This is a genomic window from Akkermansia muciniphila, from assembly GCF_900184965.1.
GTDB classification, from domain to species: Bacteria; Verrucomicrobiota; Verrucomicrobiia; order Verrucomicrobiales; family Akkermansiaceae; genus Akkermansia; species Akkermansia muciniphila_A.
On record NZ_FXYA01000153.1, the window covers coordinates 1 to 16,692 of the forward strand.

Below are 16,692 nucleotides of genomic sequence, written 5' to 3' on the forward strand. Positions count from 1 at the left end.
GGCTGACGCCCTTCCTGAGGGTGGAATTCACGCACGGCACGCAGGACGCCTTCCGGGAACAGGGAGGGTACGGCCGTGATTTCGGAGGGGCGTCTCTGAAGCGCCTGTCCATTCCCGTGGGGCTGGAAATAGGCAGGACGGACGAATGGAAGGGAAAGCCGTGGGCACAGGCCCTGCGCGTGTCCTACGTGGGAGACGTCCTGCAGGACGTGCCGGAAGGAACGGTGTACAGCCCGTACAGCGACATGAGCTGGAGGGGGAGGGCGGTGAGCCTGGAACGGCACGGCCTGCGCGCGGAGTACAACACGTCCCTGCAGTGCAATGAGCGCTGGAGCGTGTACGGAGGCTACAGCCTGGAAGCGAGAGGGAACTCCCTGTACCACCGCGTCAATGCCGGCGTGGCCAGGAGTTTTTAGAAGGCTCTTCGAGGAACTCAACTATAAACATCATCCTGTTATTTCAGCATGAATATACGCAAAAAAGTGATATTTGCCGTCATGGCGCTGGCTATTCCTTCATCATGGGCGGATATTCCGGAATCCTCCGTGGCCGCCGCGGCCGTTTCCGCCGTTAAAGGCGCCTGGCCCAAAGCCGGCTTCATTGAATGGGACGCCAGCGGGTCAGGAAAACTTTATGAAGCCGAGTTCAACATCAACGGTTTTGAATTTGACGTCAAAGTGACTCCTGAAGGAAAGATCATCCGGGTGAAGGAAGAGATAGCGGTATCTTCCCTTCCTGAGCCGGTTCGCGCGGCCGCCCTGAAGCCGTACCCCGGCGGCAGAATCAGGGAGGCGGACAAAGTGACGGAAGGAGAACTGATCCGTTACAAGGTGGAGGTAGTGGACAATCTGGACGATTACGATGTTCTGCTTACTCCGGACGGCACGATCCTTTACGTTGACCATTAAACGGCTCTGCCCATAAGGGAACTCCGTGTCCTGCCGGGTGAATGCCGGCGTGGCCCGGAGCTTCCGGGAACAATTCTTCAGTAATACCTGAAGTCATCAAGGAAGTAAGGAGGGGGCGTTTTCCGCGCAGGCCGCGGGAGGCGCCCCCTCTGATTGACGGGCGATCGTCGGCACGATGACGATGTTTTGCCGGCCCCGGATGGCGTTTGTTTTTTCATTTTCCCTGTGCGCGGCGCGGCGTGCGCCCAGGTGGAGGCTGTGGGCCGGCGGCCGGGCCAGGCAGCCCGGACAGGTTTCCAGAGGATGATTTTTCCTCCGCAGCGCGGCGCGGGATTATTCCCTGCCGCGGGCGTTCAGGAAAATGAACACGTAATACAGCAGCATGGCCAGGGAGGAAAGCGCGCCTACCACGTAAGTCATGGCGGCCCAGAACAGGGCGCTTTTGGCCTTCCCATGGTCGAAATAATTCATCAGGCGGGAGCGGTCCAGCCATTTCAAAGCCCTGGCGGAGGCGTCAAATTCCACGGGAAGCGTGATGAACGCGAAGACCGTGGTCACGGCAAACAGGCCGATGCCCAGCCCCAGCACCCAGGGAGAGCCGCCCATGGCCAGCAGCACAATGCCGATCATCAGCACCATGCCCACCAGGTTGGAGGAGAGCTGGACGATGGGAACCAGCGCGGACCGCAGGCCCAGCCAGTGGTAAGCCTGGGCGTGCTGCACGGCATGCCCCACTTCATGGGCGGCGACGGCCGCGGCGGCGATGCTGTTGGAATTGTAAACGGACTCGCTCAGGTTGACGGTTTTATTTGCCGGATTGTAATGGTCCGTCAGATGGCCGGGCGTGGAAATTACCTTCACGTCCGTAATATGGTTGTCCTTCAGCATTTGCTCCGCCACCTCCCGCCCTGTGACGGGAATGGGAATCTGGGAATATTCGCTGAAGCGGCTCTTCATGCGCGCGCTGACCAGCCAGCTCAGAAGCATGGAACCCAGCAGAATCAGCCAGTAAATGGTATAGGAATGCGTTGGCGCGGTTTCCGCCGTCTGCACCGTATAGGAAAGGAGATCGATATTGAATAACTCAATCATTGCAAATTTGACCTTATATCATCAGGCTTTGTTGAATCCAGAGGGCGCCGTGTCAGCCTCCGGGGGGAGTCCCCCGGCTTCTGTCATACGGAATAATGGCATTTATTAAGAAACGGGAATCCTTTTGCGGATGTTTCGCGACAGGTGGGCCATCCATGAAATGAATCCGGGCATGGCGGGGTTTCTTGTCGCCAAAAAGCGGATGGTGGAGTTGAATGGCGGCATGCAACAGGGTATTGTTTATTTGCTTGGAGCGGGTCCCGGCGACCCCGGGCTGATCACCGTCCGCGGGCGGGAACTGCTGGGAATGGCGGAAGTGCTGGTATATGATGCGCTGAGTTCGGCGGAAATGCTGAACTGGGTTCCTGCTGCATGTGAAAGGATTTTTGTGGGGAAGCGGGCTTCCCGCCACGTCCTGCCGCAGGAGGAAATCAACGCCCTGCTGGTCAGACTGGGCCGTGCCGGGAAAAAAGTGGTGCGCCTGAAGGGGGGCGACCCCTACGTCTTCGGGCGCGGGGGGGAGGAGGCGGACGCCCTGCATGAAGCGGGCATCCCGTTTGAAGTGATTCCGGGCGTTACTTCCGCCATTGCGGGGCCGGCCTACGCGGGCATTCCGGTGACGCACCGCAGGTATTGCACGCAGTTCACCGTATTTACAGGGCATGAAGACGTGAACAAGAAAGCGTCTTCCCTGGACCTGAAGGGAATAGCGGGAGCGCAGGGCACGAAAGTCATGCTGATGGGAATGCAGAAACTGGCGGATGTGTGCGAAGCCCTGATTGGGTACGGGCAGGAGCCGTCTGCGCCTGCCGCTGCCGTCCAGTGGGCCACCACGGGCGTTCAGCGTACGGTTACGGGCACTGTGAAAACACTGCCCGCCAGGGTGCAAAAGGCCGGTTTGGGCGCTCCCGCAGTAGTGGTCATCGGGGATGTGGTGAAAGAACGCGAGTCCCTGAACTGGTTTGAACAGCTTCCTCTGTTCGGCAAGCGCATCGTGGTGACGCGCACCCGCGCCCAGGCAGGGGAATTGAGCGCGCGCCTGCGCCGTCTGGGGGCGGAAGTGCTGGAGATGCCTGTCATACGCATTGCCCCGCCCTCCAACAGGAGGGAATTTGCGGAAAGCGTGGTGCACGCCCACACGTATGACTGGCTGGTGTTTTCCAGCCCCAACGGGGTGGAGCGCTTCTTCCAGGCGTTTTTTGCCGTGTACAGGGACATCCGGAGCATTGGCGGAGCCAGGATTGCGGCCATCGGGCCGGGGACGGAGGCGAAGCTCCGGGAATACGGGCTGGCCGTGGATATCATGCCTAAGAAGTTTGTGGCGGAAGGACTCGTTAAAGCGTTCAGGGACGCGCGCGAAGAAATCGGAAGCATTGAGCACAGCACTTTCCTGTGGGTGCGCGGAGAAGAAGCCCGCCGCGTGATTTATGACGGGTTGAATGCTCTGGGCGCCATTGTGGATGAATGCATCGCCTACAAAACGGAAGCGGAAACGGAGGATGCGGCGGGAGCCCAGGCGGCTTTCCGCGAACATGGCGCGGACATCGTGACGTTCACCAGTTCCTCCACGGCGGAGAACTTCTTCAAGCTGGGGCTTCCGTGGCCGGAGGGATGCCGTGCCGCCAGCATCGGCCCGATAACCACGGCAACCCTCAAGGAACTGGGGCATGCCCCTTCAATCACGGCGAAAACACACGATATCAACGGTCTGGTGGAAGCCATCGTCAAGGCCGCCGGCAACTAGGGAAAACGGCGCGGCCGGCGTGAAATGCCGGGCCGGGCAGATGGAAGACACGAGGCGCGGGGAGGCCGTCTAAAAGCCGTTGACGGCTTCCCAGCCGATGACCTTCCCGTTTTCAAACAGGACATTGCAGGAAACGGGCGGACGGCTGCCCAGGGGCATCGTGACGCCTATCCCGGCGCCTGTGCCGGAATCCCAGCCCCGGAATCCTCCTCCGCCCAAACCCACGGACCAGCCCGTGCCGCTCCGCGTGTAAATCCACCGTTCCGTGTTTTTCCCATTCATGCTGCCCGCCATTTTCTGTTCGGGTTCTCCCCATGCCAGCAGAACCGCCGTGGGGGACATTCCTTTTTCCAGCTCCCCGCGCGCCACTTTGGCCTGATGCTCCTTCGGGAGCTGCTCGTAAGCCGGCATATTCTCCGCAATGCGGTCGGACGGCGTGGGGGTGCAGGCTGCCAGCAGCACGAGGCAGGAGGGAAGAAGAACGAAAGAAAGGCCGGTTTTCATCATCCCGTAAATAGCACGGCGGCGGATGCCTGGCAAGATGGCGGAGCGGCTTCCCGGGAAAATGGAGATGAAAGGATCCGTTATTTTGACATAAAAGCGCGCTTTTCCCGTAAGTACATAATTGGTTATTGACAAGCATGGGGGGTAGGGGAGTAGGAATTCACCTCCAACTGCAACGCCCCCCTTTCCCGAAGCGGGCGCCGCCTTTATTGTTCAGCACTTTTTTCCGAGCCGCCGATATGTCCAAAACGTTAATTATAGCAGAAAAGCCGAGCGTCGCCACTGATTTGGCGAGAGTGCTGGGCAAAGAGCTTGGAAAATTCACCCGGGACAAGTCCGGGGCATTTTACCAGAATGACCGGGCCATCATCACCTCTGCCGTGGGGCATCTGCTGGAACAGAAAAAACCCATGACGGAAGAAGGAAAATCCCTGCCGTGGAAATTCGACTATCTGCCCGTCATCCCCCGGAAGTTTGAACTGGAACCCATCAAGCAGTCGGAAGACCGTTTGAAAAAGGTTCTTCAGCTTGCCAGAAGCAAGGACGTCACGGAAATTGTCAACGCATGCGACGCCGGGCGTGAAGGGGAACTGATTTTTCACAATCTGGTGCGTTACGGAAAATGGACCAAGCCTACGCGGCGCCTGTGGATGCAGTCCATGACGGATGAGGCCATTCTCAACGCATGGCACGGCATGCGCAGCGAAGCTGACATGAAGCCCCTGACGAATGCCGCCGTGTGCCGTTCCGAATCAGACTGGCTGGTAGGGCTGAACAGCACCCGCGCCCTGACTATCCTGCAATCCCGCGGCGGCTTCAACGTCACCCCCGCCGGGCGCGTGCAGACGCCCACGCTGGCTATTCTGACGCAGAGGGAATTGGAAATCCAGGCGTTTGAACCGGTTCCTTATTCGGAAGTATGGGCTGAATTCGACGTGCAGTCCGGCTCTTACTCCGGCCGCTGGATTGACCGTGACTGGAAAAAAAACGATCATCCCCACTCCCGCGCGGAACGCATCTGGGATCCGGAACAGGCAGCCGTTATCCGCGACCGCTGCCGCGGCAAGTCCGGCACGGTGACGGAAGAAAAAAAACCGGTCACGACGATTGCTCCGCTGTTGTATGACCTGACTTCCCTTCAGCGGGAAGCCGCCAACCGCTACGGCTTTTCCGCCAAGCGCACGCTGCAGCTGGCGCAGGAATGCTATGAAAAGCACAAGGTGCTCACTTATCCGCGTACGGACTCCCGCTACCTGCCGGAAGATTATCTGGGCAAGGTTTACGGCATCGTAGGCACGGTGGCGGAGCAGAATCCTGAATTCGCCCCCTTTGCCAGGGACATTCTGGACAACAAGCGCATCAAGCCCAACCGGCGCGTGTTTGATACGAAAAAGGTGAGCGACCACTTTGCCATCATCCCGACCGGGAAGATGGAGAAGCTTACCGGGGACGCGCAGAAGCTCTTTGAAATGGTCATGGCCCGCTTCCTGGCCGTCTTTTTCCCCGCCGCCGTGTTTGAAGACACGCGGAGAACCACGCTCATTACCCACCAGGACGGCGTGGCGGACGCTTTCCTGACCACGGGCCGGGTGCTTGTGGAGCCGGGCTGGCAGGCTGTTTACGGACGGAAAGCCGGCGCTTCCTCCAAGGAAGAACTGGTGCCCGTCCGCGACGGGGAGCAGGCCGCCTTGCGTGAAATTGAAATCCGCAACGCCATGACCAAGCCGCCCGCCCGGTACAATGAAGCCACGCTGCTGGCCGCCATGGAGGGAGCCGGGAAGCTGGTGCATGACGAAGAACTGGCCGCCGCCATGAGCGAACGCGGCCTGGGCACTCCCGCCACACGCGCCTCCATCATTGAGGGACTGATTTCCCAGGAATACATTGTCCGGGACGGCCGCGAACTTCTGGCGACGCGCCGCGGCATTGAGCTGATTGCCCTGCTGGAACGCATCGGCCTGAAAACGCTTACCTCCCCCAGCCTGACAGGGGAATGGGAATACAAGCTCAAGCAGATGGAACAGGCCGCCCTGCCGAGGGATTCCTTCATGGATGGCATTAAGACCCTGACCGGGGAAATCGTGAAGAGGGTGAAGGATTTCCGGGAAGCCCAGCAGCAGGTGGAACTGCCGGAGATGGAACTGGACTGCCCTTCCTGCCATGCCCACGGCCTGAAGAACACGCTGGATGCCGTTTCCTGCCGTTCCTGCAAGTTCAGCATCCGCAAGGTTATCTCCGGCCGCGACATGACGGACGAAGAATTGAAAACTCTTATTGTGGACGGCAGAACGGGAATCCTCCACGGATTTACCTCCCGGTTCGGCAAGCCTTTTGAGGCGGGGCTGGAACTCAACGACAAATTCCGGGCCACGCTTTATTTCCCGGCGCGGGAAGAAGATGAGGCCGCAGGGGCGGAGGAAGCCGTGAAAGTGGCTTCCGTCACCATCCCGGACATGGGAGAGCATGATGTGATGGAAACGGCCAAGGCCTGGAAAATTCCTTCCCTGACCCTTGGAAAGGAACATGCCGCCGTTTCCGTCTCCCGGACTATTCTGGGGCGTGAAATCCCGCTGGACCAGGTATTGAAGATTCTGGCGGAAGGGAAATCCGATCTGATGAAGGGATTCATTTCACAGCGTACCAAGCGCCCGTTTGACGCTTATCTGGTCTTCAACGCGAAGACGGGAAAAATCGGTTTTGAATTCCCGCCGCGGGAAAGGAAATATCCCGCTAAAAACGCTGCCGGAAAAACGGAAGGCAAGGCGGAGAAGACGAGCCGAAGCGCCGCCAAAACAGCCGGGAAAGACTCCAAATCCGGGGCTGCGCCCAAAAAGGGGCGCAAGCAATAACGCCGGCGGAAAAATGCCGCCGGGAACGGAGATTGAGGGAAGAGCCGGGAAAAAGCTTCTTTCCGGCCGTTCCCGTATGTTAGCTTGAAAGCGCACCCCCTGGATTCCTGACGATGAAATTCCTTTTCTTTGCTGTGCTGGCGTGGTGCGGCGCGGTTTGTGCGCCGGCGGAGGAATGCGCCTTTCCGGGGGAACGGGAATGGATTTCCAAATTTGGAGATGTGGTGAAGGGCAGTTTCCAGTCCTGTACAGGGGCCGGAGCAGTTCTGAAAATGGGGCGCAGGCGCGTGGAAATTCCGTTAACCCGTCTGGATGAGGAAGACGCCGCGCTTGCGGTTTCTCTGACGGGAGCGGAGGCGCGCCGGAATCTGAAACTGGCCGCGATGCTTTGGCCCTTCCTGATGAAGGAACTGGAAAAGGTAACGTGGACGCCGGCGGAAAAAGATATCCCGCCCCGGTATCAGGAGATGGCCCGGAGGAAAAATGCCGGAGCTTTGACGGGAACCAGAAAAGTGGATGGGCTGGTTTGCGCCACATCGCTTTCCATCATTCAGGGGCCTCCGGTCCGTATCCGGGAATACTTCCGTCCGCAGGCGCGTCCGGAAAGCGGCAGGGGGCAGAAGAATTTCGATGTGGTTCTGGAGCAGGGGAACCGTTGCGCTTATTATGATATGGGTAAGGGCGTTCTTATTCCTTCCAAATGCCTGTCTGAGGAACGCACGGAAATGCGCGCTCCCGTTTCCTTTCTGCTTCCTCAGGGGGAACAGCTTGCCGCAAGGGAAGCAAGGAACTACAGGAATGCGGACTACTCCCTGCTTGTGGAAAACCGCCCCGTCAGGGGAGCCTATGAAACATGCAAGCCCAATTCCCTGGGAAGAAAAAAACTGGTCATGTACTGGAATACGGAGGGTGAAATGGTTTGCGGCGTCATGAAGCTGGACTATGACAACATGCGCGTGGCCGCGTTATTTGACGGCAGACGGAAGCTGATGAATGCCCCTGGGCTGGGATATGCCGTGATTCTTTCCCGGCTGGAGAAAAAAGGCAGGAGCTTGAAGGAGAAAGGCCGTTACTATCATGTGGCGCTGGCCGCGGACGGCCTGCCCGTGTACCATCATGAAGGCCCGGAAGATGAGGCCGCCATGAACCCGCTGCTTTACGGGAAACTACGGGATTCCGAGAAAAAAGCGGCGCTGGCGGAGGAAAGAAAACGTGAACAGGCATGCCGGGCCAAGCGGGAGGCCCGGCGGCGCCTGGTGGAATCCGCCAGGAAGCGGAATACCTGAAACATTCCCTGTCCCCTTGATGCCGGAAGCGGCAAAGGAGAGCGCTGCATATGCGGCAATACGGCGGGGGGAAAATGTTATTTTCCCGCCTGGAGGCAGCGGTAATAATAATCCACGCGGGAAATAAACCAGCTCCATTTATATCCGGGGCGCCCGTTAGTCATTAGCGGGGCGGGGCAATTCTTGCCGGACCAGTAGTTGTGGGGCACTACGTTGCGCAGGGGGACGTTGTAGCGCATCATCAGCAGAGCCGCCAGTTTGGCCGTTTTGTTGTAGATGACGACAGGGTTGTGCGTGGTGCATTCACACATTTCAATGGCTACGGAGTATTGGTCTCCCGGTCCGGAATGGTCCGCATGGTGGCCTGTTTCCGTAGTGGGGAGGTGCTGGTAGGCGCCGAATTGGTCCACAGTAAAGTGCCAGTTCAGGCTGCGGGATTTGCCGCTGTTCAGATAGCGGGAGTGGGCGTTGGCGTCTCCCTTGGGGTTGGCGGTGCTGTGGATGGTGATGAAGCGGGGACGCATGGAGGACGCGCGCTTGCGGGCATACGTATTTTTAGGCATGTAGGAAACTTTAATGCCTACTTCACGGCTCATCTGGCCGGGTGTGCGGGGGACTACCGACGCCTTTTGAATTTTAAAGGAGACGGCCGGAGGCCTCATTTTATCGTTCTGCGAACAGCTGCAGAACGTCAGGGCGGCGAATACGGCAAGAAAGCCCGTCCAGACAAATCTATATTCCATGCGTTTGTTCTAGAAATAGCCTGGAAGGATTGCAAGAAGAATTTGGAATTAGTTCACCTGAACTAATTGAGCTGCGCCATGAAGCTGCAGATGTACCCTGTGCAGATAAAACGGACGGGCCGCGCCTTCAGGAGGGAGCCCGTCCGCGAGGGGAAGCCGTGCCGGGAACGCCCGGCACATACCCCGTTATTTGAGAATTTGGGTAAGGACATATTGCAGGATGCCGCCCGCCAGATAGTATTCTTTTTCAATAGGCGTATCAATGCGGACGATGACAGGCACGTCAAACGCTTCCGTGTCTGCGGGCTGTACGCGCAGGGTAACCTGCTGGCGCGGAGCGATGCCGTTGTTCAGGCCCAGAATGGAGAAGGTGGCGTCCTTCAACGGAGCGATGCGGTCATAGTCCGCCTTGTCGGCGAAGTTGAGGGGCAGGACGCCCATGCCGATCAGGTTGGAGCGGTGGATGCGCTCAAAGCTCTTGGTGATGACGGCCTTGACGCCCAGCAGGTTAGTTCCCTTGGCCGCCCAGTCGCGGGAAGAGCCCATGCCGTAATCTTCTCCGCCGATGACAATGAGCGGCACTCCGTCCTGAGCATAGGCCATGGCCGCATCATAGATGAAGGCGGGCGTTCCCGCGGCCGGGGTTATTGCCTTGTCCGGGGCGGGAACGGCGCGGTTGCCGAAATACAGCGTGTAGCCGCCTTCCGTGCCGTCCACCATCAGGTTTTTAATGCGGACATTGGCGAAGGTGCCGCGGGTCATCACGCGGTCGTTTCCGCGGCGGGAGCCGAAGGAGTTGAAGTCTTTTCTGTCCACGCCCATGCCCTGCAGGTACAGCCCTGCGGGGCCTGTTTCCCGGATGGCTCCGGCAGGGGAGATGTGGTCCGTGGTTACGGAATCGCCGAAAATGCCCAGCGGGCGGGCGTCCGTGATATCCGCCAGTGTGCGGGGCTGGCCGTTGAAGCCGCTGAAGAAGGGAGGGTCCTGAATGTAGGTGGAGTGTTCATTCCACTGGAAGACAGAGCCTTCCGGCGCGTACACGGCTGCCCAGCGGGGATTCTTGTCCGGCGTGATGGTGTAAAGCTCCCGGTAGGCTTCCGGGTTGCGGGATCTGGCAACAGCTTCCGCAATTTCCCCGGAGCTGGGCCAGAGGTCTTTCAAAAATACGGGGTTCCCGCTGCGGTCCGTGCCCAGCGGTTCCGTCTGGAAGTCAATATCCACACGGCCGGCCAGAGCGAAGGCGACGACCAGCGGGGGGGACATCAGGAAGTTGGTTTTGATGGAAGCATGGATGCGCGCTTCAAAGTTGCGGTTGCCGGACAGGACGGAGGCCGCGACGATGTCATTGTCCCGGACGGCCTGTTCCAGTTCCGGATTTAACGGGCCGGAGTTGCCGATGCAGGTGGTGCAGCCATAGCCGACGGTTTCAAAGCCCAGGGCGTCCAGGGATTCCTGAAGGCGGTTGGCCGCAAAGTAGTCGGAGGCGATACGGGAACCCGGAGCAATGGAAGTTTTTACATGCGGAGGAACTTTCAGGCCCCGTTCAACCGCCTTTTTGGCAAGCAGCCCGGCGGCAAGCATCAGGCCCGGGTTGGACGTGTTGGTGCAAGAGGTGATGGCGGCGATGAGGATGCTGCCGTCTTTCAGCTTCGCTTCCTGGCTGAAGCCGTCCACCGGGACGGGGACGCCCGCCGGGGAATGCATGGAGACTGTGACTTCCGGAGATTCCTTTTTGCCGTAACCTCCTTCCGCCACGGGCATGCTGACAAGCTTGCGGAAGCTGTCCCTGATGGAGTTCAGGCGGATGTGGTCCTGCGGGCGCCTGGGGCCGGAGACGGCCGGTTCCACGGCGGACAGGTCCAGTTCCAGCTGGTCCGTGTAGTCCAGATCTCCGTTGCGCGGCATTCCCCACAGGTTCTGCGCCTTGAAGTAGTTCTCGTACGTGGTGATGGCTTCTTCGCTCCTGCCTGTCTGGCGCAGATAGTCGGAGCAGCGTTCGTCCATGGGGAAGAAGCCCATGGTGGCGCCGTATTCCGGGGCCATGTTGGCTACGGTAGCCCGGTCTGCCAGAGGCAGGGCCGCCGCCCCGTCTCCGAAGAATTCCACAAATTTGCCTACGACGCCGTGGCTGCGCAGCATCTGGGTGACATGCAGCGCCAGATCCGTAGCGGTCACTCCTTCGCGGAGTTCTCCCGTCATATGGACACCCACTACTTCCGGAACCAGGAAAGTGACGGGCTGGCCGAGCATCCCGGCTTCCGCCTCAATGCCGCCCACGCCCCAGCCTACAACGCCCATGCCGTTAATCATCGTGGTATGGGAGTCCGTCCCCACCAGGGTATCCGGGAAGTAAACGCCGTCCTTTTCCATCACGCCCTGCGCCAGGTATTCCAGATTGACCTGGTGGACGATGCCCACGGACGGAGGCACTACGGAAAAAGTCTGAAAGGCCTGCTGGCCCCATTTGAGGAATTCGTAGCGTTCCGCATTGCGCTGGAATTCAATGTCCAGATTCTTTTCCAGGGCATCCGTGCAGCCTGCCCAGTCCACCTGGACGGAGTGGTCCACCACCAGGTCCACAGGGACCAGAGGTTCAATGACGGAGGCGTCTTTCCCCAGGCCGGCTACGGCGGAGCGCATGGCCGCCAGGTCCACCAGAAGAGGGACGCCCGTCAGGTCCTGAAGGACAATGCGGGCTACCGTGAACGGAATTTCGTAGGAACCGGGATTGTCCGCATCCCAGGAAGCCAGGTTGTCCACATCCTTTTCAGTCACCTTCAGGCCGTCGCAGTTGCGGAGCAGGGATTCCAGAACGATCCTGATGGAAACGGGAAGGCGGTTCAGGCGGGAATAGCCGTTTTCCGCCAAGGCTGGCAGTGAATAAAACTGTCCCGGGGTTCCGGCTCCCGTGGTGAACGTGCTCTTGGCAATCTTGGTCATGATGCGGAATAGAGGGTTAACTGTAAACAGGCGGCTGCCCTCCTGGCAGTCGCGGGTACTATACAGGCCAAATGTGATAAGGCAAGGAATCTGTGTGATGGAGGGCGGATTTTTCTCCTTGGTCATGTTGGTGGAAATTCCTTTCTGCACAAAAATGGCCGGTTTTCTGGCATTCTTGTCTGCAAGAAGCGCAGGAAGCTGGAGACGAAACCGGGAGAAATTTCCCATTTTAGAGAAATATTCATACGACGATGATCGTAGAATGGTTGCAACGATTAAAAACCATACGTTATTGTACGGTTTGAAAAGAACCGATATTTTATCAATATAGTTGAAATAGCATGAATTGAAATAGAGGCCTGAACGATGTGATGATGATGAAATCAAATGTATTTTTCTAGCCAGATATGCTTCTATAGATTCGTTATTCCAATATTCCCCCAATCATGAAAGTTGTGCCGTCCAGGTCCTGTCTGTCTTTTGGAGAGAGGATTTTACTAACAGATAAATGATGGCTGAAGAATGGTTTGATAATATGTCACAGCCCTCCGCATCCAAAAATCGGACGTATCCTATGATTAAGCATCAGCGGTCTTGGTTGATCAACCATGTATGCTTAGATATCAGAAGCTCTTTATTCTGGATGCACCGATTCTAAAATAATAAATTGCTATATATAAAATTAATCCAACATTGATGCATTAATTTATAATGAAACAAGAATGTGAATTGAAATCACTTTTAATCGAACAGCAGTTTGAAGTTTTAACGAATAGAGAACTTCTGCTGGAATCGGCAAAAGCTTGGGCGTACGGTTATGCACAAATAACAGAAGGAGTAGCTGTAATTTCTGATTTTCATAAGAACGTCAGTTATATCTATTCCGGAAAATTCGGACAATTTTTTAACCTTCCTAATTATTTTGTTAATGATAATTCAGCTTTTGAAGATGTAATTTTCAACAGGATTTTTAAAGAAGATCTTTTGAAACGGCATGTTTTTGAATTATATTTTTTCAATTTTTTAAAAAATGTTCTGCCTGAGAAAAAATGCGAATATCAGGCATCTTGCCTGATACGGTTGTTAAATAAGAATAATAAAGTATTGCAAATAATTCATAACATGCGTTATCTAAATTGTCTGTCCAATGGCAGTGTATGGTGTGGAGTTTGTACATATGCTCCTTCTACTCAAATCCATGAGAAATCAGAGGGATGTATTGTTAATATCAGTACCGGTGAGACAGTCAGAAAAGAACAATATATGGAATGTAGCAGCAAGTTGCTTAGTAAACGCCAAACGGAAATCCTTGCACTCTTAGCGAAAGGTTTTGGAAGTAAGCAAATAGCTGACAAACTTAATATATCGCTACATACTGTAAATCGGCATAGGCAAGATATCCTTTCAATTCTTCGTGTAACAAACACAGTTGCGGCAGTGGGAATAGGGTTGCGGATGCGTCTCATATAGCGTAAGGCTGATAGATATAGTTTACATGAGATCGCAAAAATGGTTATTATTCAGTATTGCAAAAAGAATCTAAAATCTGCTAGGCTGGGATATATTCAAAATCCAATAACATGATTAATAAAAATCTATACTTGGGATTGCTTATGGGCATTGTTGCGACTGGTTGTTCTGAAAAGGAACACGAAGATGGAACCAGAAATGAGGTTTTATCTCCATGTAATATAGTACTTGGGAACATGGAATTCACTCAATCAAAAAATGGAGCGGAAAACAGGGTTACGGTATTTGGCGATACATTAAAATTTATTGCTGGTGCACAGACTGACTACTTCCGTTCTCCGAACGGAAGCGTTATTGATACATCTCCGGTAATATTCACAGAGGTAGATAATACAAAGCCCTTTACTTTTACGGCAAAAGTTGAACCAGAATTTACAAAAAATGGAACATATTCAGCAGGAGTGCTTTATGCTTACGCAAATAAAGAACACTGCCAGAAATTATGTTTTGAGCAGGATGAATATGGCATTCATCGTATCGTAACTGTTCGTACAATTGGCACTTCTGATGATAACAATCATCAATCTATTGAAGGGCCGTCAGTATATATGAGGATTTCTTCCGATGGTAAACAGATTGGGAATTATTTTTCTGAAGATGGCAAGACATGGCATATGGCCCGTCTTTATGGAAATGATTTCCGGAAAAAATTATTCTTAGGGCTTAGTTCCCAAAGCCCCAAGGATAATGAACATACATGTCGTTTTTCAGAAGTATCAATCACGGAAACTGCTGTATCAGATTTTCGTAATGGTAAACTGAAAAACGAATAGAGTGTAGAGCTAATTGATAAATATAAAAGCCGTAACGTTTCTAGCGAACGTTACGGCTTTTATCATAGTTTCAGTTTTTTCAGCCGATTTTCTTTTCCAATGATGAAATGTCGGACATTTTATGATAGTATGGGAGCAATGAAATTGTTAGTCAAATCCCGTACATGTATTTTGCGGTATTAATATTCTTCCTCAGTTTTTCAACTATTAAAATATTGAGCAAAAATAGGGGAATGTGTCATAAAGCGTTAAAAATAAGTTTGTGGCATTGTCTAACTCTGCAAAGAGTTAAAAACAATGAATGCGAAAAATATCTTATTAATCACTGCCGGAGTGGGAGCGTTGGCGCTGGCTTCCTGCTCCGGCCCGCAGGAAGAGAATTTGCGCATGGTGCCCCTGACCGTGCCTGCAACCGTACCCATGACCTCCTACGGACCGAATGCGAGGGTGGTCGTGGCAGGAATTGATTATACGGAGGTGCACGACGAATGGATGGATACGGATACCATGAAAAAGGCCACCCCGGGCAATACGCGCGTGGTGATCAGCCGCGGGCGTCAAAGGGGCCAGTTGATGGTGGGGGATGAGGTCGCCATGGATTTTCCCGTTTGCGTGGGTAAGGCTTCCCACCGTACGCCCGTGGGCCATTTCCGCATTACGGAAAAGGCGGTACATCATGTTTCCAATTTGTACGATGCCTCCATGCCTTACTTCATGCGGCTGACGGACAGCGGCATCGGGATGCACGTAGGCCCTGTTTTCCAGACGCCCCAATCCCATGGGTGCATCCGCATGACTCGCTCTTCCTGCGTGCCGCTTTTCAAAACCGTTAAGGTAGGCACGCCCGTTACGATTGTACAATAATGCCCGGAAAATCTCTGGACGCTTTTCCGGCAGAAAAGTTTCCCGCGTTAAAAAACTCATTTTTTTAAACAAAAAAACGCTGCCCGCCGCTATTTTAATAAACGGTACTTGCCGCAAGTCGCATTGCCTCAGCAACCCGAACTTCCATGCCGCTGCCGGCTCATTGTCTTCACTTCATCGGCAGCGGCATGGAGGCCGTCCGCTTAGCCGAGGAACCTGCGGGATGAACGGACTGCCCGTGTGTTCCTCCGGGTTGTGAAGGATTAATGGAGAAGGAGGGATGGCATTCCCTGTTTGCCTTCCGGATTATTTTTTCGCAGCGTTTCTGTCTGTTCCCGCCCGGTGAAGCAGGGGCAGGTATTTTCCATAACCCTGCGCTTCCATCTCCTGTTCCGGGATGAATTTCAGGGAGGCGCTGTTGATGCAGTAGCGCAGGCCGCCCAGCTCCTTCGGGCCGTCCGCGAAAACATGGCCCAGGTGGGCGTCTCCCGTTTTGCTGCGGACTTCCGTACGCCGCATGCCGTGGGAGAAATCCTGTTTTTCCTGAATCAGTTCTTCTTTGATGGGGCGGGAGAAACTGGGCCAGCCGCAGCCTGAATCAAACTTGTCCGTGGACAGGAATAAAGGTTCTCCTGTTGTGACGTCCACATAAATGCCTGGTCTGTCGTTATTGAAATATTCGTTGTGGAAGGGAGGTTCCGTAGCGTTATTCCGCGTGACGGCAAATTGTTCGTTTGTCAGGATGCGGCGCAGCTCTTCGTCCGGTTTTTTCCGGTAAACAGGTTCGTTTTCACGGGCCTGGGCCGCTTCCCGGAATTTGGCGGGTGGAATATGGCAGTATCCGCCGGGGTTTTTATCCAGATAGCGCTGATGGTATTTTTCCGCCCGTGAAAATTGGCGGAGGGGCTGAACTTCAATTGCCAGAGGCTGCCTGAAGTGCTGCTGGAGCCTTTTCAGGGACGTTTCTATAACAGGTTTATCCTTTTCATCCGCGTAATAAATGCCCGTGCGGTATTGAATTCCCCTGTCGTTTCCCTGTTTGTTGACGGAAACGGGATCAATAATGGAGTAATACCGTTCCAGCAGAAAGGGGAGGCTGAGTTCTTCCGGGTCAAATACTATTTTTACCGTTTCCGCATGGCCCGTTTTCCCGCTGCATACTTCTTCATACGTGGGGGAGGGTGTGGAGCCGTTGGCGTATCCCGCTTCCGTTTCCTGAACGCCGGGTATCAGGGAGAAGTACTTTTCCACTCCCCAGAAACAGCCTCCCGCCAGGTAAATCGTTTTTAAATTCTTGTTGTCCATATGAGATTTGTCATTGCTGCTCGCCTGGCCTTTTCCCCCGCAGGAAAAAAAGGAGAGCATGGCGACTGCGGCCAGAATGGCGCATGCCAGTCCGGCCAGTGTCCATGGTCCGTGGTAAATATGCTTCATCAACGCTGTATGGAGTCGTATTCCG

The 16,692-nt window shown here is 55.1% G+C and carries 13 protein-coding genes; 8 read left to right on the forward strand and 5 right to left on the reverse strand.

The window, feature by feature from the left end:
- A partial coding sequence (locus CI070_RS03335) for an autotransporter outer membrane beta-barrel domain-containing protein (protein ID WP_143245706.1) occupies positions 1-416 on the forward strand: 416 nt, incomplete at its 5' end.
- Positions 417-464: 48 nt separating this feature from the next.
- The gene (locus CI070_RS03340) at positions 465-908 is read left to right on the forward strand and encodes a hypothetical protein (RefSeq protein ID WP_094137193.1); all 444 of its coding nucleotides are present in this window, start codon (positions 465-467) and stop codon (positions 906-908) included.
- A 333-nt stretch (positions 909-1,241) separates the two neighbouring features.
- Here CI070_RS03340 and CI070_RS03345 read toward each other — a convergent pair whose 3' ends face one another.
- On the reverse strand, positions 1,242-2,000 hold the full coding sequence (locus CI070_RS03345; protein ID WP_218823912.1) for a zinc metallopeptidase: 759 nt from the start codon (positions 1,998-2,000) through the stop codon (positions 1,242-1,244).
- Between the two features lie 172 nt (positions 2,001-2,172).
- Here CI070_RS03345 and cobA point away from each other — a divergent pair, with 172 nt between their 5' ends.
- Positions 2,173-3,744: a uroporphyrinogen-III C-methyltransferase gene (gene cobA / locus CI070_RS03350; protein ID WP_256943596.1), complete on the forward strand. Its 1,572-nt coding sequence runs from the start codon at positions 2,173-2,175 to the stop codon at positions 3,742-3,744.
- 69 nt (positions 3,745-3,813) lie between these two features.
- On the opposite strand, the gene CI070_RS03355 is transcribed toward cobA, so the two are convergent.
- Positions 3,814-4,284, reverse strand: coding sequence for a hypothetical protein (locus tag CI070_RS03355; RefSeq protein WP_143245707.1), 471 nt, complete (start codon positions 4,282-4,284; stop codon positions 3,814-3,816).
- 203 nt (positions 4,285-4,487) lie between these two features.
- Between CI070_RS03355 and CI070_RS03360 the strand changes: the two genes are divergently transcribed.
- Complete coding sequence (locus CI070_RS03360) at positions 4,488-7,097, forward strand: DNA topoisomerase (protein ID WP_094137260.1); 2,610 nt, start codon at positions 4,488-4,490, stop codon at positions 7,095-7,097.
- 113 nt (positions 7,098-7,210) lie between these two features.
- Positions 7,211-8,383 carry a hypothetical protein gene (locus CI070_RS03365; protein ID WP_094137195.1) on the forward strand — a complete coding sequence of 391 codons (1,173 nt, stop codon included), beginning with the start codon at positions 7,211-7,213 and terminating at the stop codon, positions 8,381-8,383.
- Positions 8,384-8,460: 77 nt separating this feature from the next.
- On the opposite strand, the gene CI070_RS03370 is transcribed toward CI070_RS03365, so the two are convergent.
- Positions 8,461-9,126, reverse strand: a complete 666-nt coding sequence (locus CI070_RS03370) for a peptidoglycan recognition protein family protein (RefSeq protein ID WP_094137196.1) — start codon at positions 9,124-9,126, stop codon at positions 8,461-8,463.
- A gap of 186 nt (positions 9,127-9,312) precedes the next feature.
- Positions 9,313-12,066, reverse strand: coding sequence for an aconitate hydratase AcnA (gene acnA, locus CI070_RS03375; RefSeq protein ID WP_094137261.1), 2,754 nt, complete (start codon positions 12,064-12,066; stop codon positions 9,313-9,315).
- A 711-nt stretch (positions 12,067-12,777) separates the two neighbouring features.
- Here acnA and CI070_RS03380 point away from each other — a divergent pair.
- From CI070_RS03380 to CI070_RS03390, 3 genes are all read left to right on the forward strand, one after another.
- Positions 12,778-13,536, forward strand: coding sequence for a response regulator transcription factor (locus CI070_RS03380; RefSeq protein ID WP_094137197.1), 759 nt, complete (start codon positions 12,778-12,780; stop codon positions 13,534-13,536).
- A 110-nt stretch (positions 13,537-13,646) separates the two neighbouring features.
- Positions 13,647-14,369, forward strand: a complete 723-nt coding sequence (locus CI070_RS03385; protein ID WP_094137198.1) for a DUF1349 domain-containing protein — start codon at positions 13,647-13,649, stop codon at positions 14,367-14,369.
- 297 nt (positions 14,370-14,666) lie between these two features.
- Complete coding sequence (locus tag CI070_RS03390; protein ID WP_094137199.1) at positions 14,667-15,233, forward strand: L,D-transpeptidase; 567 nt, start codon at positions 14,667-14,669, stop codon at positions 15,231-15,233.
- A gap of 306 nt (positions 15,234-15,539) precedes the next feature.
- Here the strand turns inward: CI070_RS03390 and msrB are convergent, their stop codons facing one another.
- Positions 15,540-16,667, reverse strand: a complete 1,128-nt coding sequence (gene msrB, locus CI070_RS03395; RefSeq protein WP_094137200.1) for a peptide-methionine (R)-S-oxide reductase MsrB — start codon at positions 16,665-16,667, stop codon at positions 15,540-15,542.
- Positions 16,668-16,692: the final 25 nt, after the last annotated feature.

Bases quoted from the DNA above. Each gene is read 5' to 3' on its own strand.
- CI070_RS03380 (WP_094137197.1), top strand. From the start codon at position 12,778: ATGAAACAAGAATGTGAATTGAAATCACTTTTAATCGAACAGCAGTTT.
- acnA (WP_094137261.1), bottom strand. From the start codon at position 12,066: ATGACCAAGATTGCCAAGAGCACGTTCACCACGGGAGCCGGAACCCCG.
- CI070_RS03370 (WP_094137196.1), bottom strand. From the start codon at position 9,126: ATGGAATATAGATTTGTCTGGACGGGCTTTCTTGCCGTATTCGCCGCC.
- CI070_RS03385 (WP_094137198.1), top strand. From the start codon at position 13,647: ATGATTAATAAAAATCTATACTTGGGATTGCTTATGGGCATTGTTGCG.
- CI070_RS03360 (WP_094137260.1), top strand. From the start codon at position 4,488: ATGTCCAAAACGTTAATTATAGCAGAAAAGCCGAGCGTCGCCACTGAT.
- cobA (WP_256943596.1), top strand. From the start codon at position 2,173: ATGGCGGGGTTTCTTGTCGCCAAAAAGCGGATGGTGGAGTTGAATGGC.
- msrB (WP_094137200.1), bottom strand. From the start codon at position 16,667: ATGAAGCATATTTACCACGGACCATGGACACTGGCCGGACTGGCATGC.
- CI070_RS03345 (WP_218823912.1), bottom strand. From the start codon at position 2,000: ATGATTGAGTTATTCAATATCGATCTCCTTTCCTATACGGTGCAGACG.
- CI070_RS03365 (WP_094137195.1), top strand. From the start codon at position 7,211: ATGAAATTCCTTTTCTTTGCTGTGCTGGCGTGGTGCGGCGCGGTTTGT.
- CI070_RS03340 (WP_094137193.1), top strand. From the start codon at position 465: ATGAATATACGCAAAAAAGTGATATTTGCCGTCATGGCGCTGGCTATT.
- CI070_RS03390 (WP_094137199.1), top strand. From the start codon at position 14,667: ATGAATGCGAAAAATATCTTATTAATCACTGCCGGAGTGGGAGCGTTG.